We start from the raw sequence: 25699 nt of genomic DNA, 5'->3' as shown, positions 1-25699 counted from the left end.
GAATACCTCCTGTACATTGCTGCTCTAAGTATACCAAGGCGGCAGGCGGTATGGGGGCGTGCCATCGTTTTTCCACAAATCAACCAATGTTCTGCCATACCTGTCCGGTAAAGTAGTCCCTGTAAGACAAAACAAACCGCGAAGGAGTGTGTTCCTAATGAACCACAAAACGATTATTTCCCGTGTAGCCCTGTCCGCCCTGATCATGTCCAGCATCGCTGGCGCAGCTATCGCCAATGCTGCAACCGACACAGACAAACCTTTTAACATTACTGGCAGATATGTGGCTTCGCAAGACGGCAAACTCGACTCGGCTAAAACAGTGTCCGTCGTAAACAGCTTCACCAACCCGCTTGAACTGGCGAAAAAATATGCACCGGAAACCGAAAATGACTGGAAATCGATTCTGGCTGCGTACGACAAAGCGATCAGCAATCGTTTTGCCAATGTTCAAGTTGGAGAAGCAGTTCCCGTAGAAGACGGTTCGGTCTCCGTAAGACTTCAAGCGGTGGACTCCGTAAATGTTAAAGATTTTGACCTCTCTAACGTTAAAGTTCTCGACGCGAAGGATCTGAAGGTTGTAGGCGAGGTGAAACGAGTTGAAGGAACTGCAGCTACAACGGCAGCTGCCGGTGATAAAATCGTCAAAGGTGAGTTTATTGAAGGCAAAGCGATCGATCCCGACAAGCTGGCCGAGCTTTCCAAAGACGGAGCAGTCTCGCTGACGCCAGCAGCTGCTCTGGAAGCAAGCGAAGCGGATCAGTCCTTCCTCCGTGCAGAAATCGCGCTGGCTAAAGCTGTTGAAAGCAAAGACGGAGCAGCAATCAAAGAATCGCTTGCGAAGCTGTATGAGCAATACAAGCTGCAAGTCGAACAGCTCGAAGCTGCTGCTGAATAATTGGGGCTGGTGATTGATCGATAGGCTCGTGACGTACAAACATAACTTTAACCCGGGAAGCTCCGCCCAACGAACCTGCGTCGTTAATTAGCCAAGTCAAGCTCGCTCTGAGCGAACCCCGACTTACGCTAATCGTGACACAAGTTCATCCAATAGCAATAGCGAACCTAGATTCGCTGCAGACTCTCGAACCTACACGAGCAGATCTGCAGCGAATTTTGGTTGGTTGTTGGCTGTTCGTTGTTGGTTGTTGGTTGTTGGTTGTTGGTTGTTGGTTGTTGGTTGTTGGTTGTTGGTTGTTCGCTATTCGTTTTTCGTTTTTCGTTGTCCGTTGTTCGCGGTTCGCGGTTCGCTGTTTGGCTGCTTCTGATGTACCCCTGTTATTTTAGTTCGTTAACTATTGTTGGATTTGCTCGACTTGATTTGTTCACGCTCCCTTATCGCAACCGCCCTCCATGCGCATAGTACAATCACGTACACCGTGCTCGGGCACACTTAGGGCGGTCAGACCTCTAAACTACTTTTTCAATTTATGTTACATGGGAGTGCTAACGATGTTTAGACGTGCTCATTTACTTTGGAGCGTTAACTGCATGCGGACGTATATAAGTTACTCTAGTAAACGAGAAACAGACAGTTACGACCGTTGTAAAGTTACTTTAGCGTATTAACGAAGCTGCTTCGTTAATTAGCGAAGTCAGATTCGTTGTGGGGTGAAGAGGAGAGCACCGCCGTTCCATTAGCGAACCTAGCTTCGCTATCCGTGAACACAGGTTCACCAATAGCGAAGCTGGATTCGCTGTCGCTTCGCAAAGCCATCACTGCGCTGCCTACAGCGAATTTCAGTTCGCTATTTTGCGAACCTGCTTCGCTCGGAGCTGCTCAGCCTCCACAGCACTGCCCACAACGAACTTTGGTTCGCTATTTTGCGAACCTGCTTCGCTCGAGGCCTCATCTCGTGAGTCAACACACAGTTAAGGCCGTTAAAAAGTTACTTTAGCGTATTAACGAAGCTGCTTCGTTAATTAGCGAAGTCAGATTCGTTGTGGGGCGAAGAGGATAACACCGTCGCTCCATTTGCGAACTTAGCTTCGCTATCCGTGAACACAGGTTCACCAATAGCGAAGCTGGATTCGCTGCGGCATCGCAAAGCCATCACTGTTCTGCCTACAGCGAATTTCAGTTCGCTAATTTGCGAACCTGCTTCGCTCGAGGCCTCATCTCGTGACTCAACACACAGTTAAGGCCGTTAAAAAGTTGCTTTAGCTAATTAACGAAGCTGCTTCGTTAATTAGCGAAGTCAGATTCGTTGTGGGGTGAAGAGGAGAGCACCGCCGTTCCATTAGCGAACCTAGCTTCGCTATCCGTGAACACAGGTTCACCAATAGCGAAGCTGGATTCGCTGTGGCTTCGCAAAGCCGTCACTGCGCTCCCTACAGCGAACTTCGGTTCGCTATTTTGCGAACCTGCTTCGCTCGGGGCCTCATCTCGTGAGTCAACACACAGTTAAGGCCGTTAAAAAGTTACTTTAGCGTATTAACGAAGCCTCTTCGTTAATTAGCGAAGTCAGGTTCGTTGTGGGGCGAAGAGGATAGCTCCGTCGCTCCATTTGCGAACTTAGATTCGCTATCCGTGAACACAGGTTCACCAATAGCGAAGCTGGATTCGCTGCGGCATCGCAAAGCCAGCACTGCGCTGCCTACAGCGAATTTCAGTTCGCTATTTTGCGAACCTGCTTCGCTCGGAGCTGCTCAGCCTCCACAGCACTGCCCACAACGAATTTTGGTTCGCTAATTTGCGAACTTGCTTCGCTCGGGGCTGCATCAGTCACCGCTGCGCTGCCTACAGCGAATTTTGGTTCGCTAATTTGCGAACCTGCTTCGCTCGGGGCTGCATCAGTCACCGCTGCGCTGCCTACAGCGAATTTTGGTTCGCTAATTTGCGAACCTGCTTCGCTCGGGGCTGCATCAGTCACCACTGCGCTGCCTGCAGCGAATTTCGGTTCGCTATTTTGCGAACCAGCTTCGCTCATGGCTCTTCAGCCTCCGCTGCGTTACCTAAAAAAAACAGAGCACCTGCCCGGTCCAACTGGACCAGGGCAAGCGCTCTGTCTCTTCAACATTCACACTGTCATTATTAAGCTGCCGCAGCAGAAGCGGTTTGGCGCTGATGGCGTCTAAACGCAAAAAACAGCACCGAAGCGATCGTACACAATCCGCTTAGAATCAAATACAAGTAATGGGCGCCCAAGCCGTCGACAATCACACCGCCGAGCGCACTGCCAATAATGCCGCCAAGCCCCCATGATATGGCCGTGTACAACGTCTGCTGTGTCGCCTTCGTTCCCTCCGAGGAAAGACTCTGCACCACCTCAACAGATGTGCCGGCAATGAATGCGAAGGCCACTCCGTTCAGCAATTGAAGGGCAAGCGTCATTGAGACGCTCTCGAAAGCAAACATCATAAAGTACTGCACGCCATATATGGCAGAAGCCAGACAGAGCAGCTGGTACCGCCCCATTCGTTTGCTGAGCTTAACTGCCACCCAGAACATCGGCACCTCGATCAGCGCCGCAATAGCGAACGCGCTGCCGATCCAAGTTTTATCGAAGTTCATTTCCTTGAAATACAACGGCAAAAACGTCATATTCATGTTCGCGGACATCATCATCAACATGCTGGTCACAACAAACACAATGTACGGCCTGTTCCGCATAACCTCCCCGATCTGGCCAAACAATGGCGCACGGCTGCGCTTCAATTTGGCTGAGGGCAGGAATACGATAACGACACAGATCAACAGACTGAACACCAAATAGTAGTTGAAAATGTTATCATAGCCGTATTTTTCGTACAAAATGCCTGTTGCGAATGTGCCAATAGCGTAACTAAGCGCTCCCCATAACCGGACGCTTCCGAATGAGAATCCGCGCTGGCTGGCGATTTCTACAGCGATGGCATCCCCAATAGGCCCGCCTGACGATTGAAACCAGGCAAAGAAGACAGACAGCACGAGTACAGCCGCAATACCGTTCGTCCACTGAAAGCCCATCCCCAGCAAAGGCGAAACGACTGCACATAGAATCATAATCGTACGGGGATTGCCGATCCGGTCATTAATAATCCCCATCACCGGCTGAGCCACTACGCTAACCATTGCCCATAGCGATAAAATCAGACCAACCTTCGTTGATGTGTATCCCTGTTCACTGAAGTATAGGCTCGTATAAGGAATCAGTACCGAAACCGCACAATACCAAACAAAATAATAAACTGCTAAAATTCTCACCGGCTCTTCTCCTCAGGCGCATGCCTATGTTGGCGCAAGACACTTCTTATCACTCAATTACTCTGTTGTTCTGTTGTTCTGTTGTTCTGTTGTTCTGTCACTCTGTCATTCAATTACTCTGTTGTTCTATCACTTTGTTGTTCTATTGTATTTCAATATCACTCTATTGTATTTCAGTATCATTCTACTATACTTCAACGCTGCTCTATTATTCTGCTGACTCATCCTCCACAATTTCGGCCGGCCAGCCAAGCTGCCTGCACATTTCAGCTGCCCGGCGCAGGTCGCGGCGTGCCTCAATGCGCGTTAACCCAAGTCGCGCAGCCGTCTCTGCCGCCCAGCGGAAAATATAAACCAGCGTATCCGCTTGCGCTTCCTTCGCCGCATAATCCAGCAGCACGAGCGTATCGCCTCTCACGCCCATACGCACGTAGCTCCAGTGCGTTCCTTCGAAGCTGCGCAAGCCGAACAGCTCACGGTCCTCCGTTGCGCCATGCGCTTGAAGCTGCTGCTGCAGGTAAGCCATCCATTCTTCACGATTGCTCGCATGCTGCTCGTATTGCGTAAGACTCCACTCCAGCGTCTGGTCGGCAAGCTCAGCAAGCTGCTCCTCGCTTTCCAGATAAGACCAGTGTTCGGTCGGATGATCTAGCTCCGCAGGAACTTCAATGGAGATGTTCCAGCTTCTGTAGTTCGCTTTTACGCCAATTGATTCCAATATAGCAGGAACTCCAACGCCCTCAAGCCCTTTCTGCTTGGCCAATCGGATTAATGACCGCAAGCCTTCAGGCGAACCGATCGCAATGTCATTGCTGTGCATGACGACAATCGCGCCTTTTTCGAGCTTAGGCTCAACTTTAGCGAAAATATTTTCCGCTGGAATGCCGGCCCAGTCACCGGAGTCAATGCCTTCAATATCTATATAATTACGCTCGGCAAGCCAGTCGAGATTTTCTTCCCGGAATGAACAATACGGAAACCGCATGAAAGTCGGACACGGAAGTCCGGTTGCATCTTGATAAGCCAGCTCGGTCAGCTTCAACTGCTCCAAAAATACAGGCTTCGGCACCTGTGCCATTCTGCGGTGATGATAAGTATGAGGAGCGAGCACATGGCCGCGGGAGAGTATCAATCGGGCGCGATCCGGATGGCGGTCCATCCACTCGCCGGTGAAGAAGAATGTGCCTACTGCGCCTTCCTCGTCCAATACGTCCAGCCAAGCTTCAATCGGAAGACGGGAAGGCCCGTCATCAAATGTAAATGCGCAAATATTTTCATTCTCATTGCCATTCCAAACTGCTTTAATCGTCATGCTGCAGCCCCATTTCCGTTTTGAGATAACAAGTATTATAAAGAGAAAACGCATACAACTCTACTACTGTTCTCCCCTTCTATAATACAATCTTACTAATCTATCCGATTTTTGGGACAAAATCCGGCTTTGCTGCCAGACAAACCGTTCACAAATGGACATTTCCAATAAAAAAAACGTCCAGATCCGACATAGCAATCCAATTTGTTATTGACTATAATGGGTGATAATGATTATCATTTTAAAGTAGAGAAGGGGAAACACAACATGCTTAAGGCTTGGAACAAACAATATTTGCTGCTTATTCTGGTGCTTATGGTATCGGTTCTGGCAGCTTGCGGAAACAGCAGCTCGAACTCGAATTCAAATGCGGCCAGCCCGTCACCAACAGCAGAGGCAGCGGCGGAAACTGCACCGCCAGCAGCTGAAGAAGCGGCTACGCGAGTATATAAAGACGGCTTGGGACGCGAGGTTACGATCCCAACTCATCCGAAGAAAATCATCGCGCTGCAATATTTGCCGGAAATGATGGCTTTGGAGACAAAACCAACAGGCGTTGCTTCCCACCTTCTGAACGGTTTCACTTATATGAAAGATCAAATTGCTGACATCCCTGATATCGGTCAAACGAATGAGCCGAATCTGGAGAAAATATTGGAGCTTGAACCCGACCTCATTATTACGGCAGAATGGAGCAAGGATCAGGTTGAAAGCTTGAACAAAATTGCTCCTACTATTGTGCTGACATGGGAAGGCCTGGATGCTGTTGCCCATTTCAAAAATGTAGCGGACGCACTCGGCCAAAGCGACAAAGCGGAAGCTTGGCTGCAAAACTTCAATAAAGAAGCCGAAGAAGCTAGAGCAACACTTGCATCTAAAGTTGAAAAAGGCGAAACGTTCGGCGCTGTCGTAATCGGCGGTTTCGCGAAAGGCCAGCTGCGCGTATATGGTGACGGCAACGTCGGCTATACCTTGTTCAACACGCTGCAGTTCCCGATGACGGATTTTGTGCAAACGGAGTGGAATAAAGGCGATAACGAGTTGGGCATCAACCTTTCGATGGAAAAGCTTCCTGAGTACGCATCTGCAGACCGCCTGTTCGTTGTCCGTTTCGACAATGACAAGGATTTCCTGAAGCAGATCGATGAAAGCTCGCTCTGGCAGAACCTTCCTGCCTACAAAAACAAGAAAATTTACACCGTTGATTCCAGCCTTTGGTTCTCTTATGACGTATTATCGTTCCAAGCTCAGCTTAAAGACGCTGTACGCTTGTTGTCCGAATAGTTTAATCCACAATATTTAACGCAAATACTTGCAGAGAATAGTTCTTCGACAGCCGTCGGGGAACTCTTTTCTGTTTTTAAGCAGGAGGTGACTGCCAATGATCTCATGGATGTATGTATGGAGAGACTCGCTTTGTTTTACATGCGAAGGCATGTCTGGGCAAGTGGAAAAGAAGCCGGAGCGCTACGCCCTCGTCATCGCTGCTGAGGGCGGCGGCTCGCTCTGGATTGACGAGAAGGAGTATACGCTGGCTAGAGGGAGATGCTTCATTATCAAGCCGGGAGCAGCTATGCGTATTGCCAACCGTTCGGATGACCAGACCTTTGTCCATATCATTGAATTCGACATATTGCCGACCCGTACAGACGCTGGCGGTCCAAGCAGCCTCGCTCCTGACAGCTTGCCCGAAGGAGCTATTCAGCCGCGTCCTTCCTCTCGTATCCTTCAGCTGGCGCAAACGCTTTATGACCATCGCAAAAGAAACAACGAGCTGGAGGAATACGAGAATCATCTCTGGTTCCAAGAGCTGATTTTCAAATTAATGAAAGCAGCAGACGAGAACAAAGAGCTGCAGGCGATACAGGCTGTAGAGCAAGCTATCCAGCAGATGCGGGATTCGCTGAATGATGATTTTACGCTGGGGCAGCTAGCGGAGAAGGCGGGCTTGTCGCCGCGCCATTTTTCGCGTATTTTCCGATCGCTAACGAATAAGAGTCCCATCGACTACCTCATCGAGCAGCGAATGAGCAAAGCGAAGCAGCTGCTTCTGGACTCCAAGGATACGATTCACGAAATCGCCAGCACTATCGGCTTCCGTGATCCGTTCCATTTCAGCCGCAGCTTCAAACAGCATACGGGCGTATCTCCCCGGCTCTATGTGCACATGCGCAAGCAGCCGCCGCGAGTCGCTTCCCTGCAGTTTCTGGGCGAGATGCTCGCCCTCGGCATAAAACCTGTAGGAGCACCCAGCCAGTTGCTCACCAGCCGATATTACCAGACACAGGTTGAGGGAATCCAGATCGTTGGCAGCACCGTCGTAACCCCTCACCTAGAGAAACTGAATGAGTTGAAGCCTGATGTCATCGTAACCTTTGACGGCTATCACTACTCCGAATATTCGAAAATCGCGCCTACACTGGACGTATCTTGGTCGCTCCCGTTCTTTGAGCGCTTTCGCTACATTGCACAGTGGATTGGCCGCACCGACGAAGCCGAGCAATGGATGGACCGTTACCGGATTGTCGCGGAGCAATCCAAGGAACTTATCTCCCATTCCGGCCACGAGAAGGAAACGGTATCCTTCTTCTGGCTGCGCGGACTGCCCCAGCAAGTTGAAGTGTATTATGACGTCGGCGTCTTGTACCGGGATTTGGCTTGCCAGGCACCACCCGCTATTGCCGCCGGACAAGCCCGTGAAGGGCATCCGTTCAAAGAACGCATTGACGCGTCGGAACTGCCCTTGTACGCTGGCGATCATATGTTTGTCGTTGTATCGTCCGATCCGGAATCAGAAGCCAAATTTCGGGAGCTTCAAAGCACCCCGATGTGGCAAGAGCTTCCTGCTGTCAGGAACAAACTCTGCTACAGATTGAATGAGGATTGGCTGCGCGAAGATCCTGTCTCCATGATGGGACAGCTGGTTGATGCAGCAAACACGATTCGCCGTTCAGCCTCGCTATAAAAGGGAAAAAGAGGTATCCCGGTTCATCGGAGATACCTCTTTCCTTTTTCAGCGTCTGCCTGTCGGCTGCGCTAAGCTCCAGCGCCCGCGCTCTCCAGCATCGCGCATGCCTGCTCCTCCCTTTCCGCAGCCGTCATGCGGGGACAAGTATAGCATTTTACGCCATTCTCCCGGCGGTCGTACATGCAGCAGGACGATTGGATCTGCCACTTTTCCTCCGGATTTAGCGGATTCTCCGTATAGCGCGGCTGATGCACAAACGGATTGCGTCTGCGCTTGAACCATTCCGGCTCTATCTGTTCAGCCAGTGTCCGGCTGTCCTCCTCAAACTTGCGCAGCACATCTGCTCGTGGTTCATGTTCACTCAGAAACTCTTTCAACAGCGTCAGTTGGCCGCCGAATTGCTGCCATATCGCCTCTGCCTTCAAGCCTGCTCCAGCAGCTATCGCTTCAACCGATGGCGTAATAAATTCCCCAAAGAAGGATTGCCAGTGCGCGATCCAGAACGCTTCACGCTGCTCCAGTGACGAAGGGATCGGAGCAGAACGCAGCTCCTTGATTTTGTAGCCCAAGTGCGTGTGATCGCCATGCCTTTCTATCTGATAAATCAGATTGTCCGCCGACAAGTCGATAAGCCGGTCATACTGGGCAGCAAACAACAATTGAATATTGCCAAGCTTGCATAGCGAGGTTCCGATGAAAGATCCGGGAAGCGCGTTCGATATCGCTTGAACCGTTTGTCCGCTTGTGTGCAGTGCCGCCAGCAAATCTTCCGGGTTCATAAAGCGGGCCGCCGGAAGCTCATAGATCGGACTATCCGCACCTTCCGGAGAGATATGATAATACCTTTTGACAACTGTAAAATCGAATTCCGTATCCACAAGAGCTCCCCCGTCCTAATGCCGTTTCTGTTAGATCCTATGGATCAAGCAAGACCAGCCTCTACGGCCTGTATCCGGCTTCTCGTTTATCCTTTGTCCAAGCTATTGACGCAGGGGCAGCCCGAGAATAACTCGTGTGCCCTTGCCCAGCTCGCTTTCAAACTTCAAAAAGCCTTTATGATGCTCCATTATATTGAGACACATCATGAGACCAAGCCCCGTCCCCTTCTCCTTGGTGGAATAGAACGGCTCCGTCAGCTTCGCAAGCTGGGCGGGCGTCATGCCCTCCCCTTGATCAATCACCTCAACTTGAATTCCGTCCCCGTTAGACTGAACGGCCCGGACCGTAATTTGTCCGCCGTGATCCATCGCTTCAATCGCATTTTTCACCACATTAATAAATACCTGCTTAATCTGATTGTCATCGCATTCAATAACAGGGTTGTCAACAATCTCCGTCACGATCTCGATGCTCTTCATGACAGCCTGCGTCTGCAGCAGCGCGATAGCGTATTCAATAATGGCACTGACTTCGGTTTTAATAATGCGGTCATTATGAGGCTTAGCGACGCCGAGCATTTCATTCAGAATAAGCTCAATCCGGTTGAATTCATCATTCATAATCTCAAAATAATGCTTGCTCTCGATATTCGCCTTCAGCTCGATCAGCTTGGTGAAGCCTTTGAGTGACGTGAGCGGATTGCGTATCTCGTGTGCAACGCCTGCGGCTAATTGGCCAATCATCGACAACGCTTCCGAGCGATTTAACGAGGATTGGGCTGATCTTAGCTGGCTAATATCTTTAATTACAACACCGTATGTAGTTATTGTCTTCGTTAGAGGTGTTACAGACACCAGAATAGGCAGCTTCCTCCCATCCCGGGTCACCCCTTCCATTTCAAAATTACGGACTACACTTGCTCTCATAAATTGCTCGATCAGCTTTATTTTCATTTCTTCCGTCACGATCGGAATATTGTAATAAGGCGCGCCCTGGAGTTCCTCAAAGCTATAGCCGAAAATCGCCTCGACAGATTTATTCATTTTGAGCAGACAGCCGCTTTCATCGAAAAAAGCAATGCCGTCTGAATTGTTCTGAATGAAAATGTCCAGCTCTTCCTGATTGGCGATAAGCCGCTCCTGATCCTGCTTCTGGGCAGTGCGATCAGCCACGACAATAATCCAGCTGTCTACGTGGTTTCGATCATTGTAAAAAGGAGTTACCGACAGCATAACGTTTAGCGTTTTGCCGGATTTCGTCTTGCGGACACACTCAATAGCCGACAGCGCTTCACCGCGCATCACCATTTCATGCAAGGACAACAAATTGCGCAATTCTTCCTCCGGAAGGAATTCGCAATGGATAGCCGACTTTCCCTCAACCTCCTGCTTGCTGTACCCCAGCATCTTTACGAAGGCCGGATTCACACGTGTAATAACACCTGCAATGTCCAGTACCAGGATCGCGTCAAAATTGTTGTCGATAAAAGAGTACAATCTCCGCCGCGCGGATCGCGCAGATCGGAACAAGAAATACATAACCGTCAAACAGGCAAGAAGTCCCGACGCATACATCCAAAACAAGTTAAAATCCCACCCCGTCTTTAGGATATAACTCCCTTTAACCGGCCAGCAGTAAACCATATTGTATGTCAATTTCTACATATTCCGTTCGATTCCTTCTGCCTCGCGTCTTTTGCACTATATTTAATGAGTACGGGCAATTTTAAATGCGTGGTTCGGTAAAAAAACCGCAAGGAGATGGCTCTCGATGCGGTTAGTTGGCGGGCTATTCTTCAATCGGGGACGGCCCTGCGTCGAGCAAGATTATTTCCGTATGCGCGATTTCCCTTCCGTTGACCAGAAGGACAATCCGATGCAGGCCGGGATAATGGCGTCTCGTTGTCAAATCCGCCCATTTATGCGTCCGGGTGCCCGTAAGCCGGGACCCGCCGGGTACCGTTTTGTCCGACCACAGAAACAGCTTGCGCGATGTCTTGCCCTTCGATTTAACGAAATCGATGCCGTATTCGACGCGAATACGAACCGGTTCGCCGTCGCGGATCTGAAGCACATAAGCCAGCTCGCCGCTTTCGCCGATGCGGATTTTTGCCGGGTCAGCGAGAAGATTCGCCTGCACGGCAAGCGAAGACTCCTCCGAGGCTTCGGAATAACCAAACAGCGCCAGCGCCTCAGGGATAGCCTTCCGGACCAGCGTCCGGCAGCCGTGGCGAATAATCCAATCGGTATGAGGATCATTGCCTTGCCAGCGCCGGGCGGTCTCCAGCACGAGCTCAGGATGGTCCTTGGCAATATCATTCAAATTATTCGCTACGCTCTTCCTTACATAAAGCGAAGGATCAGCCTTCAACCGCTCCAGTATCGGCATAATCGGAGACGGGTCCTTCTTAAAGAGCGGGAGTGCCTGTCCCCACGGCAAGCGGGGACGGCAGCCTTCGCTCGCTAGACGTCTGACATGCTCGTTCGGATGCTCCGACCAGATGGCCATCTGCTGCATCCCTTTCTCCGGATTGCGAATAAGGAACCATCTGATCGCAAATTCAGCGGAGGAGCTTTGCGTAAATTTCTCCAAGGCATTCATCGACAGCTCCCAGTGCTCGTCCGCTCCGCCATATACCTCTACAAAATCAGGGAAAAACAAATACGGAAAGCCGGTGCATGTGCCGTACAGCTTCAACAACACGTTCAGTGCATCCTCATACTGTTCCGGCAAATATTGCCCCAGTACGGTAGAAATCCGCCTCGTCCGCCCTTTCAGCTCCAGGCCGTCCCAGCTCTCGTCCATCACTTTGCTGACAAAACCCGTTGAATCAAATGAAGGATGTACACGTTTAACCTTATCGCCGAAGCCTTCTAGAAAGGCCTGATTATATAAATCCTTTAAAGGTTCCGCCATTATGAATCTCCTCTTTCTAACTAGACTCTGCTGCTAAAGTTAAGTATACAACAAACCCCGGCCGTCTTGCGGCCGGGGTTGCAGCATTTTCTACTTTGCTTCTAGTCTTCGAAGGAGGTCACAGCGATGCTGGCGATGCGCAGCTCGCCGTTGCCGCCGGTAAGCTTAACACTATTGACGGCACCTGCTTTGAAAGGAACCGTAAGGTTGGTAATGCCTGTATAATCGGACAGGCTTCCTGTCGACAAAGCATTCAGCAAGGAGAAATCTTCACCGTTAACCGTCAGATTGATTTTCGCCAGACGCTCTTCCGTTGCATAGCGGATTTCGATCGAGGTTCTTCCGCCGCCTAAGCCGTCCAATTGATCAAATTGGCAGTACGCGCCTTCTCCGTTCAAAGACCCGATCACGGCATTGCCCTGATCGTCAGACAGAAGGGCAGCGCCCCCGTGTACAGAAGCTTGGTCCGCTGCATAAACGATTTGGTTCGGATTAGCCGCTGGGCTTGTTCCTACCGGCTTAATTCCGCCCTCTCTCGTCTGTACAACAGTCTGAATTGTACCGTCTTCATTGAAATGCAAGTAGTCGATGCACACGCTTCTGAGGTTGCCTTGGTCGGAAATGTCCTGATTATGATAGAACAAATACCATTGCCCTTTGAACTCAGCGACAGAGCCGTGGGAAGTCGAACAGCCTGTCGGCTCCAGGAACACGCCTTTATACGTCCAAGGGCCAAGCGGATTGTCACTGATCGCATAGCGCATCTGGTTTAGACCGTCCAGGTTATCTGAATACGTCAAATAGTAAATCCCGTTTCTTTTGAATACCCAAGTCGCTTCGTGGAAGTCTTCCAAGCCTTCCATTTCAATGGCATCATGCTTCATCGACATCATATCGTCGTTCAGCTCGCCGCCCGCGCATTTGCTGCCGCCGCCATAATACATATAAGCGCGGTTGTCGTCGTCAACGAAAACGCACGGATCGATCATTGCAAAGCCGCCAAGTCCTGTAATATAGCCTTGATCGGTAAATTCGCTTGCAGGCTTCTTGCTTGTCGCCACCCCGATTTTCCAAGTGTCATTCCAGTCGGAGCCGCTTGGATGCGGGTAGTAGAAATAATATGTGCCATTCCGGTAAGCTGCGTCAGGCGCCCACATAAAGCCGCCCTCCGGCCGGCCCCAGGATACATCGTCGGAGCGCAAAATTTCACCTTCGTCTACCCAATTGACCATATCCTCAGAAGAGAATACATGGTAGCGGTCCATTAGATCGCAGCCTCTAGCCGGATCCATGTCATGAGAGGCATATATATAGACCTTTCCATCCTCCCATACGTGGGCGGAAGGGTCAGCTGTAAAAATCGAAGTAATAATCGGGTTTTTCATATTATTATAAACCTCCAATAGCAATTCATTTTCGGACGGATGCGTCCGGTCAGTTTAGCATAACCGGAATGTTGGACAATAACTATGAGGCGATATTAACGTATGCAGGCGATCTTTATCGCATTCGGGGGACAAACAACAAAAAACCGGCCTATTGAGGCCGGGTAGTTAGTGATGATGGATTTCGCAGCGAGCTGATGAGCAGAATCAGCCTGGAAATACCGAAGGCTAGAAGCATGATCGAAGCGATTAGCAGCAAATGACTGATGCCGGGCATAAAGGCCAGCGCAATTTCCCATGTCACCTGGAGCAGATTAGGCGCTGCAAAGAGCAGGAACAGAGGGAGTGCCAGATGCAGAATACCTATGGATAGCGAGTGTACAATAATCGAACGCCGCTCTGGCCGGACGTCTCGTCTCCAGCGCACTGTAACATAAATAGAACGAAGAACAAACAAGAACACCAGCAATGAAATGACCCGGACCAGCCAGTCGCTGCCGCTTTCGGACGGAATGGACGGCGGCTCTTCTCCTTTAAGAATATTGCGGATCCCCTCCGTTATGACGCCTACGGATGACCCGTTTTTATTCAGCAGCAATACGATACCGGTGTCACCTTCAATCAGCATGTTGGAGCTGAAGTTTTCCACGCCTCCATCATGCGTAATGATATGGCCGACAGCAATCCAGCCCATTCCGTAAGTTGCTCCCTTCCCCATCGGAGCGCCATCCTGCCCATGCATGAGAAGCGCGCTTGCTTCCGATACGACCCGCTTCTCGTTATAAACGCCATTATTCATTTGTGCAATTAAATAATGCGCCATATCCTCAGCGCTGGACATGATGTAGCCAGATGGCACATCAACCGGCCGCTCCGGGGGGTTAGCCGTCCTCACCCATCCAAAAACCGACTGATGCCCCTGCGACAAGCCATTTTGCTCGGCCAATGCTCTTGAAGTAAAGCTATGCTCCATACTTAACGGTGTGAAAATATGCTTCTGTACATATTCGCCATAGGTTTGCCCCGATACGGCCTGAATGAGTGCTCCCAGTACATTATAGTTGGTATTTGAATATTCGAATTTAGCACTGTCCGCTCCTCTGAGCTTCATGTCTTTCAATGTGGCTGGGTATTGCTTGAGCGACAAGTCTGAGCTGTGCAGCTTCAGCCCGGCGATTGCCGGAATGCCGCTCGTCTGGTTCAGCAGCTGGCGGACGGTAACAGCCGCAGCGCCTTGGGCATTAGCTGCCGTAAACTCCGGCAAATACGTTTGCACAGGCGCATCCAGGTCAATTTTACCTTCATCGGCCAGCTGCATAACCGCCAGCCCCGTGAACGATTTGCTCGTCGACCCCAGAATAAACGGCGTCTGAGGCGTAACTGCCTTCCCGTTTGCATTCGTCTTGCCGTAGCCCTTCGTGTAAATCTCTCCGTCCTTGCTAACAATTCCGATAGCTGCTCCCGGTATATGAAGTCTGTCAATCGCCGTCTCCATGAAACGGTCGATTTTCTCGCTGTCCTGTTGCTCCAACAAAGCCGCAGTCGAATGATCCGGGAGTGTCGGGCTAGCCAGGGCCAATGTTGTATATTCAGAGTTTGTTTGACCTGCGAGCGCCATTGCTGCACGCTCCGGTACGAGGCCATAACTGACAAATCCTGCGGCAATCGTGCATAACAATACCGACATGCAAAATGCTTGCCTCGTCTTTGATCTCATCATCATCATTATGGATTCACCTGTTTCCTTATCATTCACCTGACTCTCATTATAAAGCGTATAAATGAGGGGGAAAACGGCCGCGGGGTTGAGGAGAACACTAGACCTTGGTCGGGTAGATGCTATGCATGGCGCGAAGAACATAACGGGAGATAGTTTAGAGCGGTCTTCTTTTACCCATGCTGGCTAATGAGGTGAACTTAGAATGACAATAATCATCGGTATCCTGTTAGCCGTGGCGTCCTTCGCAGCAGGGTGGATCGGATACCTCAGCGCAATAGCCCGCATGGTGCTAGGCGTTCTGGCTTCCATCGCGCTATTCCTTGCTTCTACTGTAATTGGAGCAGCGGCAACCCGCACGATCATGGATGATACAATCTTCATGACAGAGATTCATTCCGTGCTGCAATCCGCCACATTTTTAATAAGCGTCGCATATTTAATGGTGTACGGGCTATCCCGAATCGCCCTTCAAGCCGTTCGGCCGAACGCAGGCCGCTAGCCAGGCACATACAGACTACTTGTGGCAACATTAAATGCTGTATTGCATTGCACCACTACATCGTCGGTGGAACCATTTTGGCTGTATAGTAACAATTGAACCCGATTTAACACCATATAACACTCTTCCGCAGTAGTTGTGGTAACATCCAAAGGTGACAAAATGCAAAAGTACAGTTTGTTTCCCCAAAAATAGCCCAAAACCGCCATCAAAATGCAAAAGTGCAGTTGGATTTGGCCAAATCGGCCTTTTTGGACTAAAAACGGCTTCTCAAAATGCACTTTTGCATTTTGAGCCCGTTTTACAGCGATTTCTCCAGTTTCAAAATGTACTTTTACATTTTGAAGCTGGCGAAGCGGGATGAGAAGAGATTTTCAACTATCCACCAACAAGTCGGAAGGTTAGCTATCTGTTTTGAACAACAGCAGGCAGAATGCAGAAGGCCCGCCAACTATGCGGCCGACCACCGCCATGCTGCAGAAGCTGGAAACATATACCTATCTCAGCTTACAGCCATTTCCGCCTGTTAACCGAGCTAACGCCCACTCACGCGTAACGGTCCACTGCTAGCATTCCCAGGCCATCTTCGCCCACCATTAGGCGTAGCTTCTTCTTGGCGCGATGCAGCTTGGATTTGACCGCACTGACTGTTGTATTCTGATACGCCGCGAGCTGCTCATAAGTAAAGCCTTGCTCATAAACGAGCAGCAGCGATTGCCTATATTGCGGCTCCAGCGTGTAGAGCAGCTCATGCAGCGCACTTTTTTCAGCTAAGCTATCCGTCTCATCCTCAACAACGCCTATGCTTTCGATCAGATCATCCAGTATTTCATTGCGGACCGCTCTTCTCCGGTAGTAGTCGATCGCTTTGTTTCTTGATATCGTTTTGATCCAGGCGGCTTTATTCTTCTGCTGACGGATCGTATGCAGGTGGCTGTATACATTGATGAACGTTTCCTGAACGACATCCTGAGCCATGTAGGCGTCATTGAGCACCTTGTAGGCGGTATAGTAAACGAGACTATAATATTGATGGTAGATACGATTAAACGCTTCTTCCTGATCACGCTCCAGCACCATCATTCCACTCCTTCAAAATATTGCTTCAGTCCGTCCACAATAGCCTGAGCCGCCTTGATCTGCCCTTTTTCACTCAGCAGCACCGCTTCCTCCGCTCCATTGGTTAAGTAACCTGTCTCTACCAGAACAGCCGGCATCTCGCTGAGAGACAGCACCTTCAAATGATTTTCCCGTACCCCCCTGTCCTCGAAGCCCATCGCTTCCACAACCTTCTGGTGAATAGCCATCGCTAGCGGTATACCGTTCTCATAGCGGTAGTAGGTTTCCGTCCCTGAAATATTTCCGCTTTCGTAGGAATTTCCATGAATCGAGAGCATTACATCCGCCTTCCATTCATTAGCCATCGCCGCCCGTTCGTCCAGTTCCACAAAGGTATCGTCGCTTCGGGTCATCCGGGGATCAAACTGCGGATCCTTGAGCAGCAATTCATATACTTTTTGCGCGATGGCAAGGTTGCTGTGCTTCTCTTCAATGCCGCTCCGGCCCTGTGCGCCAGGGTCCTTGCCTCCATGTCCAGCGTCGATCATAATTCGATAACCATTATTGGATGAGGTCAGACGAATATTTCCCTTTTCCTCCGCACTGCTGGACAAAGCCTTAGTCATCATTCTAGAGTCTTTCGTGTAGTGGCCTACCAGAAAAATAACCGTTCCTATTATAACGACTAGAAATAGCGGCAGTACCGCCATATTCGCTAGTTTTCTTGTTTTGTAACGCCGGTTCATGATCATCCTCCTTGAAGTAGAATCAATATTAACTACCTCTTAGTTATAACGTCCGGACATCACAACCACGTCTACAACTTGTCACCAATTTGTCTCTAAAACTAGCAAACAGGATTTACAAGAATCGCCCGCATAAAAAATAACGGTCGAACCGTCTACGCCGGCCCAACCGTTATTTTCAATAGCGTACACGCACCCCGTCGATAACGGGCTCGCTGCTGCTGACAATTACATTCTGCTGATCGAACAGCCCTCCGCTGACGGCTGTCGTTGTCTCATTGGCATCGGCAATTTCAATGGGCGTCCGCTTCACATAATAGGCATTGCCCAGCGGACCCTGATGTTCTTCGACTGTGTACACATAAGCACCATCGACGTCCTTGTGGACAGCATCATTCGGTACCAGAATAGCTGCTTCGCTCTTCACTTTGGAGAGGTTCAGCAAGGCACGCTCGCCGCCCTTCACCCCTTTGCCCTCGACACCTAACGTAACCACCGTGGTCGAGCCCACTCCTTGTCCCAGCCCTCCAGTACCCCCACCTGCAAGCTCACCAGTATTGCCGCCTGCCGAATCGGATTTCATCCCGGTAATTTTGCCTTCCATGATTCGCCCTTCATCACCAGTCAGCTGCAATTCCAGCTTATCTCCCTCGCTCAACAATTCGGCAATCGTCGAAGGAATCTGCATCTCTACTCGAAAACCCTTAGCCGCATTCGTCAATTTGATATCGGGAACGACAGAAGACCCCAAGCCTTCCGTCGCCCCAATTTCTGCTACGACCCCGTCAAAAGGCGCAACCAGCTGCCGATTCTCCGCCCTGCCTGCTTGCTGAAGCTGTATGCGCTGCTTCTGATCGGCGATATCCAGCTTAGCCGTTTCAATCGCCAGTTTGGCGCTTAGCTTGGCGGATTCATCGCCGTCCGTAACGGCCTGAATATAGCTATGCTCCAGCCCTTCCATCGACAGCTGCAGCTTCTTCAAAGCCGACTGAGCTTCGGCAAGCTGCTGCTTCGCCTCGGAATCGTCGTATTGTACGAGCGCCTGCCCTTTGCTGACCCGATCCCCCTGCTTCACAAGCACCTGAGCAACCTTCCAGCCTGCCGGATTTACAAGTTCCCTGATCTCGGCCGGAACAATTGTCCCCGAGCCTTTAAAAGCATGGGCAAGCTCGCCCTTCTTCGTCTGAGCCGTATAAACCTTGGGCATCGTGAGCGCCTGCAGCGTATTGCCTGTCAATGTCAACACGATGAGCAGCCCAAAAAACAGGGCGGCGATCAGGCGAATCCTTCGTTTCCGCGATCGTGCTGCCGTCTCATCCAAATCCACTATCATCACTCCTGTACTATCCTTTAATGCCCGACAGCTGCACGCCCTCGATAAAATAAGATTCCGCATACAGGAACAGCAGTACCATCGGCGTCATGTAAAGCGCTGAGGCAGCGAAACCAATGCCTCGTGCTTCCTTGTCGATATAAGCGAGGTACAGCGACAACGGCTGCATGGCGGCATCCTGCAAAAAAATAAGCGGCTGCTCGATCATATTCCAGTAATCGACGAAGAGCAGCACCGCCAATGCAGCGAGCCCTGGCTTGGCAAGCGGCAATATAATACGTGTAAAAATTGTCCAAGACCCCGCACCGTCGATCTTCGCCGCTTCGGTGTAAGCAAACGGAATATGGGCCATAAACTGCCGCAGCATAAACACGCCAAACGCCCCGAAAATACCCGGAAGAATGATAGCCGCAGCGCTGTTCATCAAGCCAAGCTTATCAACGACCATGTAGTTCGGAACGAGCGTCACTTGAAAGGGCATCAGCATCGTCATCAGATAGAGCAGGAATAGCTTGTCCCTTCCGAAAAACCGCAGCTTCGCAAAAGCATAGGCGGCAAGAGCAGCGACGGCAGTCTGTCCGGCAATAATCGGCACAACCAGCGCCACGGAGTTCCAGAACATCCGCAGAAACTTCGGAGCCAGCACAAGAACGTGCAAGTATTGCTCCAGTGACAGCCAATCAGGTAAAACCTTCAAATTCACAAAAGCATCCTTGCCGCCCGCCGCAGCGTCCGTCATCTGTCCGATCAGGTCATAATTCAATCCAATCTCCTGCTCCGTCATCAGCGAGTTCGTAAACGTAAGCACGATGGGCACCAGCATAATCGCGGCCAACACCCCAAGCCCAACCGTCAGAAGCAGCTTGGATATCCATCCCGGCCTCTTCATATCCGATTCTCCTTCCCGTCACTCCATATTGTCACGGAACCGGCGCTCCGCCCGCAGCAGCCCCGTCACGAAGAGAACAATGCAGCCAACCATCAGCGCAGCGGCTGCCGTCAGCTTCTGAATATCGAGTGAAAAAAACATATTGTTCATATAGTGCTGAAGCATATAAATGCGGTCATACGGATAATCGCCGGCCAGCAAATACGTCTCCCTGAATACTTTGAAGGAATTAATAATGGAAATCAGGACGACGAAAAACATCGTAGGCGTCAAATAGACGAGCGTAATATGAACCAGCTGGCGCAATCGGCCAGCCCGATCCTTGCCGTCTCGTAATAGTCCTGCGGAATCGATTGAAGTCCGGCCAGAAACAGAATCATGTTATAGCCGATGTTCTTCCATAGATACATGACGACCAGAATGCCCATCGACCAGTCCGACTGCAGCCAGTCGACCCGCTCCTTGCCCCAGTGATGCAGCCAAAGATTAAGCGTGCCGTTCCAGTCAGCGAATATTTGCCAGATCAAGACGATGGAAGCGACCGGCACAACCAATGGCATAATAAAAGCCGTTCGCAGCCCATTGCGGAAAAACATCGGCCGGTTCAGCAGCAATGCCAGCGACAGCGACGCCGCAATCAACAACGGAACGCTGATCCCGGTAAACAGCATCGTATTCGCCGCCGCCTTGCGGAAGGAGCCGCTAGCGAGCAGCTCCTTGTAATTGTCAAAGCCGACAAAAGAGCCGCCTAGCGTACGATCCGTGAACGATTCATAGACCCCCATAAGAAACGGGATAATGTAAAAGATTGCAAACCCGATCAAGCTCGGCGCCAGAAAGAGCAGCGCCAGCATGCCCTCCCTGCCGAGCCAGCGCTGCAGCCGGTTTCTACTCATTGATATAAGTCGTCACTTTGTTCTGAATGAGCTTCGCCACAGCCTCCGCTGTTTTTTGCCCGCTGAAGAACGCCAATGACTCGTTATAGATGATCTCTTCGACTTTGCTCGATTGATACGCGACCTGATGAATGGCCCCATTGACATAACCCGTCAGCTGCTGAATTTTCGCATCGTCTACCGGAACGGAGGCCCCGTGCAGCGGCCCGTCCTCATGCCCCTTGACTGAGCCCATCTTCTTCAATTCCTCCAGCTGGTTGGCATAAGCCTTCTTATTGATTGGGAAGCCAGCGGACAATGGGGATGATGCAATCTCCTCCGACATCATAAATTTAACGAAATCCCAAGCCTCCTGCTTCACCTTCGAGTTGGCATTTAGCCCGATCGTACGATAAGAGCGGAAGTAGCCTCCGGGAGACGTATCCTTCGTGTGCGGCTTAGCGTACAGGTTCATGTTTTTAGCAAGATAACCCTTTAATGTAGTCAAATAATCGCCGGGTGAATTAATTTGGGTCGGGAAGAAGTAAGGGCGTTCTTGCCCGATCACGCCGTCATCGGCCATCGTTTTCACTTGCTTCATCAGATCCGTGAAGGCAGCCGTCTCAAAGCTCGCTTTGCCTTTCTTCACATCGATGTAGGTCGCGTAGTTATCCGTTACCATCATGGTCAAAATACTGCCAGGCATGCTGGCGATCACATTCGGATAATCGCCGTCCTTGACCAGCTTCTTGGAGATTTGCGCAAAATCATCCCATGACCATGACTTGTCGTCGATCTGTACACCAGCCTTCGCTATTGCGTCCACATCCCCCGCAAAGCCCATCAGGAAGAAGGATAATGGCATGCCGTAAAGACCGTCTCCGATCCCCGCATTATCCAAAATATTTGTGAAATAGTCGGCTTTATTGAAGCCCTTATCCTGCTCCATCATCGTATTGAAATCGGCTAGCAGCCCGCGTTTTACGTAATCCTCAATAGGCAGCTTGTCCATTTCCAGCAAATCCGGCCCTTTGCCTGCCAGCATCGCTGTATTGGTCGTAGTAGCGAACTTCTCCAGATCCGCTTCCACATGCGCGTTGTCCGTATCGATGTGCTGCAGCTTGATCTCGATATTCGGATGCAGCGCTTCATACTTTTTCTTCGCTTCCTCGAACCTGTCATCTGGCCAAAAAGTTGAGAAGACGATCGTCTTCTTCCCCTTGTCCGTCGTTGCCGTCCCTTCCTCCTGATCGCCATTGCCCGGTTTGCCCGCCGGGTCACCAGAGCCGCTGGATACGCTGCCGCTCCCGCTTCCATTTCCGGAAGAGCCTTCTGTATGATTGCCCGATCCATTCGCAGCGCTGCAAGCAGCAAGCGTGAAAACAAGAAGCAGGCCGGTTAGTATGATCATCATCTTTTTCATCCCTATATCCCCTTTCTGTCTGATCGCGTCCATGCGGATTCGACTTCTTTACTTTAGGGGAATGATGTCATGAAAGAATCTTGGAGTTGTAAACAAGTTGTCACCAAACACCAAAAAACATCTTCCGCTGCCGGAAGATGTCCTAGTGTCGTCTATCGCTGAAATGTGGCGATAATCGATTGCAGATTATAGCTGTCATACAGCTCCACTTTAGGAGCAGCAGGCTGTGCGGCACTTACCCCGTCATAGGGCTTCCGTCCTTGAATGAGCAGCGCGCCGTTGTCAGGACTCCAAGCCATCTGAGAAGCAACGAAGCCGCGATAAACCGATTTCTTATTCAACAGATTGTTGCCTTGCAGCTTCGCCACATCGACCGTCGCTTCCTCCGTCGTATAGGCAATGTATTGCCGGTCCTTAGACAGTGCAAAGCTGCCAGCTTGATCCAGCAGCACCGATACGCCGGCATTGCGCCGGTCATATGTAAACAAAGTGCCGTCCGTGCCGACAAAAGCAATCCGGTCCTTATCGAGCCAATCGACCTGAAGGTTATCGTTCAGTGTATGCTCGTATTCACTGACGAACTGGCTGCCCTTCCATCTGCCCAGCACGAAGCTCGTAAGCTTGCCCTTCTCCGCCTTCACGATTAAGGCGCTGCTGCCGTCGTCGGACAGCTTGATGGAATAGAAATAAGCTGTTTTATTCAAATCTGGCATCGTATAGCTTTTCTTCGTCCGGCTCTCTGCATCGTACACATTAATTTCGGTCTCGTCCTGCTCTGACAATGAAAAGTAGGAAAGGAACCTGCTGTTGTCTGACCATGCCAGTGACCTCGGACCTTGTCTTGCCACAGAGTGCACCGTATTGATCACCTGAACCGTGCCGTCAGACAACGTGACCAGAGAAAGTGAAAACTCCCCCGCATCCACATCATTCTTACTATAGCGAAGTCCGGCGAAATACCGGCCGTCCGGCGACAAGCCGGTCAAATCCGTCGTATAGAAATCTAAGTCCAGAAGCTTTTGCGACTTCTCGTATGGCGTGGCATATTGTTCAATCGTCTGATTCCCCTTGTCCCCCCAGTACACCCGGACCAAGGACTCCGGGCTGCTCCAGCGAAACTCGCTCGTGCTTTTCTCATGCATAAAGGGAAGCCGGTACAGCGTACGAATCTCGAAGGCCTCCCCGCCCCGATCCTCAGGCACTTCTTCGGCAGTGTCCGGTATGATGATCGTCTCCGGACGAAGCCTGCTCATGCAGCCGGACAAAATGAGCAGCATGAAGCCCAGACACAAGCCTATACGTATATGCTTAATGTTCATGCCATCTCTCCGCTTTCGTTAAAGGTAGCTCCACGGTAACCGCCGTCTCCCCGTTCTCGCTTCTCATGCCAATACTTCCGCCAATATCATCTACAATAGACTTCGCGATGTTAAGGCCAAGCCCGACGCTGCCCTGCTCCTTCACCCGGTTTTCGCCCAAATAATAGGGTTCGAAAATTTGAGCCAGCCGCTCCGGAGGTATCGTCTCGCTTTCATTAGCAAACACAATTCGGACCGATTGGCGGCCGGCACTCGCCTTTACCGTTATTTCCGAGTGGGCGTGACCATACTTGATCGCATTATCGACCAGATTAATGAACAGCTGCCGGAGCTTGTCCGGCTGTGCGCCAACATACAGCCCGCTCTCCGCCTTAAAATCAATGGTCTTCTTATATCTTTGCGCCTTGAAGGCCATCGCCTCGCACACATCCTTCAGCAAAGGCCCGATTTCGATCCGCCCTTTGTCATCCCAGCTGTCCTGCTCCTTCGAAGCCTCCAGCAGCGAGATGACCATTTCGTGCAGCCGCTGGCTTTCTCCTACGATATGCTTCATTCCTTTGCGGAAAAAATCAGGATCGCTTTCCCCATTCTCTCTGATCATCTCTGCATAGCCCAGAATAGAGGTCAGCGGCGTCTTCAGCTCATGCGTTACATTGTCGTAGAAATGCTTGCTTTGCAGATGCAGCTTCTCCAGCCGGTCGCGGTCCCGCTCAATTTTCCCGATCTGGCTCTTCAGTTGCTCAATCATGTCATTGAAGTTGCTGGCCAGCCGGCCGATTTCGTCATTGCGCCGCATCGTCAGGCGGACATCGAGATTGCCCTTTGTCACTTCATTCGAGACATTGGCGAGCTTCGTCAATGGAATCGATATGTGGCGGGAGAGCAAATAGGAGAACAGGAAGGCTGCTCCGAAAATCGCCAGCGCGATATAAAAAATCGCGTTCAATATTTTCCCCGACTGCTCATACAGTGAGCCGAACGTCTTGGAGTAGCGAAGAATGCCCACCTTCACGCCGTCGATAATGACGGGGTAGGAATAGAGCACAGCTGCTGTTCCGCTGTCGTAAGAAATCGTATAGGCGGTTGAGCCGCGAAGCGCCTGCTTCAGATCATTGTCCGAGGAACCCGCGAACACGGCTGGGTCGGAGGCATAAAGCAAGCTGCCGTCTATGGAATAAGCGCTCACTTCGCTGGAGGTGGCATAGAGCAAATCGCCAATCATTTCCTCCGCGATTTGGCCGAAATACACCTCGTTATTCGTAAAATGATTAATCAGAAATGCCTGACGGACATAGCTGTTGCCCGTTTTTTTCAGCCCGAGCAGATCATCCGTAATAATCTTCTGATTGCTTGTCTGAATGATGCTCGTAACCGTCTGGTTCAGCAGCAGGAAGGAGACTAGAAAAATCAGAAAAAAGCCGACGATAAATTTCGAGCGGATGGAACGCAGCTGAAGAAATCGCATCATCGTTAATCAATATCCTTCTCGAATTTATAACCGATGCCAAATACCGTCGTAATGAAATCGTTGGCATCCAGCTTTTTGCGCAGCCGCTGAATATGATTGTCGACCGTTCGCGTTTCCCCGACATAATCATAGCCCCAGACCAGCTCCAGCAGTTCTTCTCTTGTGAAAATCCGCCCCCGGCTGCTGCATAGCTTCACAAGCAAATCGAACTCCTTGGGCGTCATATCGACCGCATCCCCGGACTTTCTAACGAGACGTTCGCTGCGGATAATCTCAATATTCTTGAAGCGGATCACTTCGTTCTCCGGCTCTTCGCTGCCGCTGCGGTTCGCCTGCGCCATGCGGCGGAGAATCGTGCGAATGCGGGCGATCACCTCGCGCAGATCGAACGGCTTCGTAATATAATCGTCGGCGCCAAACTCTAAGCCGAGTATTTTATCCGTAATATCGGATTTCGCTGTAATCATGAGAATAGGGATGTTGTAGCTGGCAGTCACTTTCTTGCACACCTCAAGGCCGCTTTGGTCGGGAAGCATCCAGTCGAGCAGCAGGAAATCGGGACGGAACCGTTCCATTTCCCGCAGGCCGTCCGCTCCGCTCGCCGCCGTCTGCGTCAGATAGCCTTCCTTGGTTAAGCCGTATGCAAGAAGATCGGCAATCGCTTCCTCATCTTCGATTATAAGAATTTTAGTCTTCTCCATCTTGGTCCCCGATCTTATCCT

20 protein-coding genes and 1 pseudogene are annotated in these 25699 nt (G+C 50.7%); 4 read left to right on the top strand and 17 right to left on the bottom strand.

Features of this window, described 5'->3' with window-relative positions; translation table 11 throughout:
• The first annotated feature begins 157 nt into the window (after positions 1-157).
• Positions 158-898, top strand: coding sequence for a hypothetical protein (locus ACFVVF_RS19965; protein ID WP_387813495.1), 741 nt, complete (start codon positions 158-160; stop codon positions 896-898).
• 1711 nt (positions 899-2609) lie between these two features.
• Here the strand turns inward: ACFVVF_RS19965 and ACFVVF_RS19960 are convergent.
• The 3 genes from ACFVVF_RS19960 to ACFVVF_RS19950 form a co-directional block, all read right to left on the bottom strand.
• On the bottom strand, positions 2610-2930 hold the full coding sequence (locus ACFVVF_RS19960; protein ID WP_387813493.1) for a hypothetical protein: 321 nt from the start codon (positions 2928-2930) through the stop codon (positions 2610-2612).
• A 104-nt stretch (positions 2931-3034) separates the two neighbouring features.
• A complete protein-coding gene (locus ACFVVF_RS19955; RefSeq protein WP_387813490.1) occupies positions 3035-4186 on the bottom strand; it encodes an MFS transporter in 1152 nt (383 codons plus the stop codon).
• A gap of 208 nt (positions 4187-4394) precedes the next feature.
• A complete protein-coding gene (locus tag ACFVVF_RS19950; protein WP_387813487.1) occupies positions 4395-5498 on the bottom strand; it encodes a polysaccharide deacetylase family protein in 1104 nt (367 codons plus the stop codon).
• Between the two features lie 267 nt (positions 5499-5765).
• Between ACFVVF_RS19950 and ACFVVF_RS19945 the strand changes: the two genes are divergently transcribed.
• Both ACFVVF_RS19945 and ACFVVF_RS19940 read left to right on the top strand, forming a co-directional pair.
• Positions 5766-6782: an ABC transporter substrate-binding protein gene (locus ACFVVF_RS19945; RefSeq protein ID WP_387813485.1), complete on the top strand. Its 1017-nt coding sequence runs from the start codon at positions 5766-5768 to the stop codon at positions 6780-6782.
• A 97-nt stretch (positions 6783-6879) separates the two neighbouring features.
• A complete protein-coding gene (locus ACFVVF_RS19940) occupies positions 6880-8463 on the top strand; it encodes a helix-turn-helix domain-containing protein (RefSeq protein ID WP_387813482.1) in 1584 nt (527 codons plus the stop codon).
• Positions 8464-8534: 71 nt separating this feature from the next.
• On the opposite strand, the gene ACFVVF_RS19935 is transcribed toward ACFVVF_RS19940, so the two are convergent.
• The 5 genes from ACFVVF_RS19935 to ACFVVF_RS19915 all read right to left on the bottom strand — a co-directional run bounded on the left by ACFVVF_RS19935 (position 8535) and on the right by ACFVVF_RS19915 (position 15333).
• A complete protein-coding gene (locus tag ACFVVF_RS19935) occupies positions 8535-9344 on the bottom strand; it encodes a (2Fe-2S)-binding protein (RefSeq protein WP_387813479.1) in 810 nt (269 codons plus the stop codon).
• Positions 9345-9446: 102 nt separating this feature from the next.
• Positions 9447-10919, bottom strand: coding sequence for a PAS domain S-box protein (locus ACFVVF_RS19930; protein WP_387814278.1), 1473 nt, complete (start codon positions 10917-10919; stop codon positions 9447-9449).
• Positions 10920-11133: 214 nt separating this feature from the next.
• Positions 11134-12261, bottom strand: coding sequence for a DNA alkylation repair protein (locus ACFVVF_RS19925; protein WP_387813477.1), 1128 nt, complete (start codon positions 12259-12261; stop codon positions 11134-11136).
• Between the two features lie 101 nt (positions 12262-12362).
• The gene (locus ACFVVF_RS19920; protein WP_387813474.1) at positions 12363-13646 is read right to left on the bottom strand and encodes a family 43 glycosylhydrolase; all 1284 of its coding nucleotides are present in this window, start codon (positions 13644-13646) and stop codon (positions 12363-12365) included.
• A 151-nt stretch (positions 13647-13797) separates the two neighbouring features.
• Positions 13798-15333 (bottom strand): serine hydrolase domain-containing protein, encoded by a 1536-nt coding sequence (locus tag ACFVVF_RS19915; protein WP_387813471.1) that lies wholly within the window; start codon positions 15331-15333, stop codon positions 13798-13800.
• A gap of 235 nt (positions 15334-15568) precedes the next feature.
• On the opposite strand from ACFVVF_RS19915, the gene ACFVVF_RS19910 reads away from it, so the two are divergent.
• Entirely contained in the window at positions 15569-15865 is a 297-nt protein-coding gene (locus ACFVVF_RS19910) for a hypothetical protein (RefSeq protein WP_387813468.1), read from the top strand.
• 546 nt (positions 15866-16411) lie between these two features.
• On the opposite strand, the gene ACFVVF_RS19905 is transcribed toward ACFVVF_RS19910, so the two are convergent.
• The 9 genes and pseudogenes from ACFVVF_RS19905 to ACFVVF_RS19865 all read right to left on the bottom strand — a co-directional run bounded on the left by ACFVVF_RS19905 (position 16412) and on the right by ACFVVF_RS19865 (position 25678).
• Positions 16412-16948 (bottom strand): RNA polymerase sigma factor, encoded by a 537-nt coding sequence (locus tag ACFVVF_RS19905; protein ID WP_387813465.1) that lies wholly within the window; start codon positions 16946-16948, stop codon positions 16412-16414.
• Complete coding sequence (locus tag ACFVVF_RS19900) at positions 16945-17670, bottom strand: N-acetylmuramoyl-L-alanine amidase family protein (RefSeq protein ID WP_387813462.1); 726 nt, start codon at positions 17668-17670, stop codon at positions 16945-16947. Before ACFVVF_RS19900 ends, ACFVVF_RS19905 begins: the two co-directional genes overlap by 4 nt.
• Positions 17671-17848: 178 nt before the next feature.
• Positions 17849-18997 (bottom strand): efflux RND transporter periplasmic adaptor subunit, encoded by a 1149-nt coding sequence (locus ACFVVF_RS19895; protein WP_387813459.1) that lies wholly within the window; start codon positions 18995-18997, stop codon positions 17849-17851.
• 16 nt (positions 18998-19013) lie between these two features.
• Positions 19014-19892, bottom strand: coding sequence for a carbohydrate ABC transporter permease (locus ACFVVF_RS19890; protein ID WP_387813456.1), 879 nt, complete (start codon positions 19890-19892; stop codon positions 19014-19016).
• Positions 19893-19910: 18 nt separating this feature from the next.
• Positions 19911-20788 (bottom strand): annotated as a pseudogene (locus ACFVVF_RS19885) (carbohydrate ABC transporter permease).
• Complete coding sequence (locus tag ACFVVF_RS19880) at positions 20781-22190, bottom strand: ABC transporter substrate-binding protein (protein ID WP_387813453.1); 1410 nt, start codon at positions 22188-22190, stop codon at positions 20781-20783. Before ACFVVF_RS19880 ends, ACFVVF_RS19885 begins: the two are co-directional and overlap by 8 nt.
• 152 nt (positions 22191-22342) lie before the next feature.
• Positions 22343-23509, bottom strand: a complete 1167-nt coding sequence (locus ACFVVF_RS19875) for a hypothetical protein (protein WP_387813451.1) — start codon at positions 23507-23509, stop codon at positions 22343-22345.
• Positions 23499-24977: a sensor histidine kinase gene (locus ACFVVF_RS19870; RefSeq protein ID WP_387813448.1), complete on the bottom strand. Its 1479-nt coding sequence runs from the start codon at positions 24975-24977 to the stop codon at positions 23499-23501. Before ACFVVF_RS19870 ends, ACFVVF_RS19875 begins: the two co-directional genes overlap by 11 nt.
• A gap of 2 nt (positions 24978-24979) precedes the next feature.
• On the bottom strand, positions 24980-25678 hold the full coding sequence (locus ACFVVF_RS19865; RefSeq protein ID WP_042168540.1) for a response regulator transcription factor: 699 nt from the start codon (positions 25676-25678) through the stop codon (positions 24980-24982).
• Positions 25679-25699 lie beyond the last annotated feature (21 nt).

Source organism: Paenibacillus sp. NPDC058174, from assembly GCF_042883865.1.
GTDB lineage: Bacteria > Bacillota > Bacilli > Paenibacillales > Paenibacillaceae > Pristimantibacillus.
This window is presented reverse-complemented; position numbering and strand designations above follow the sequence as displayed.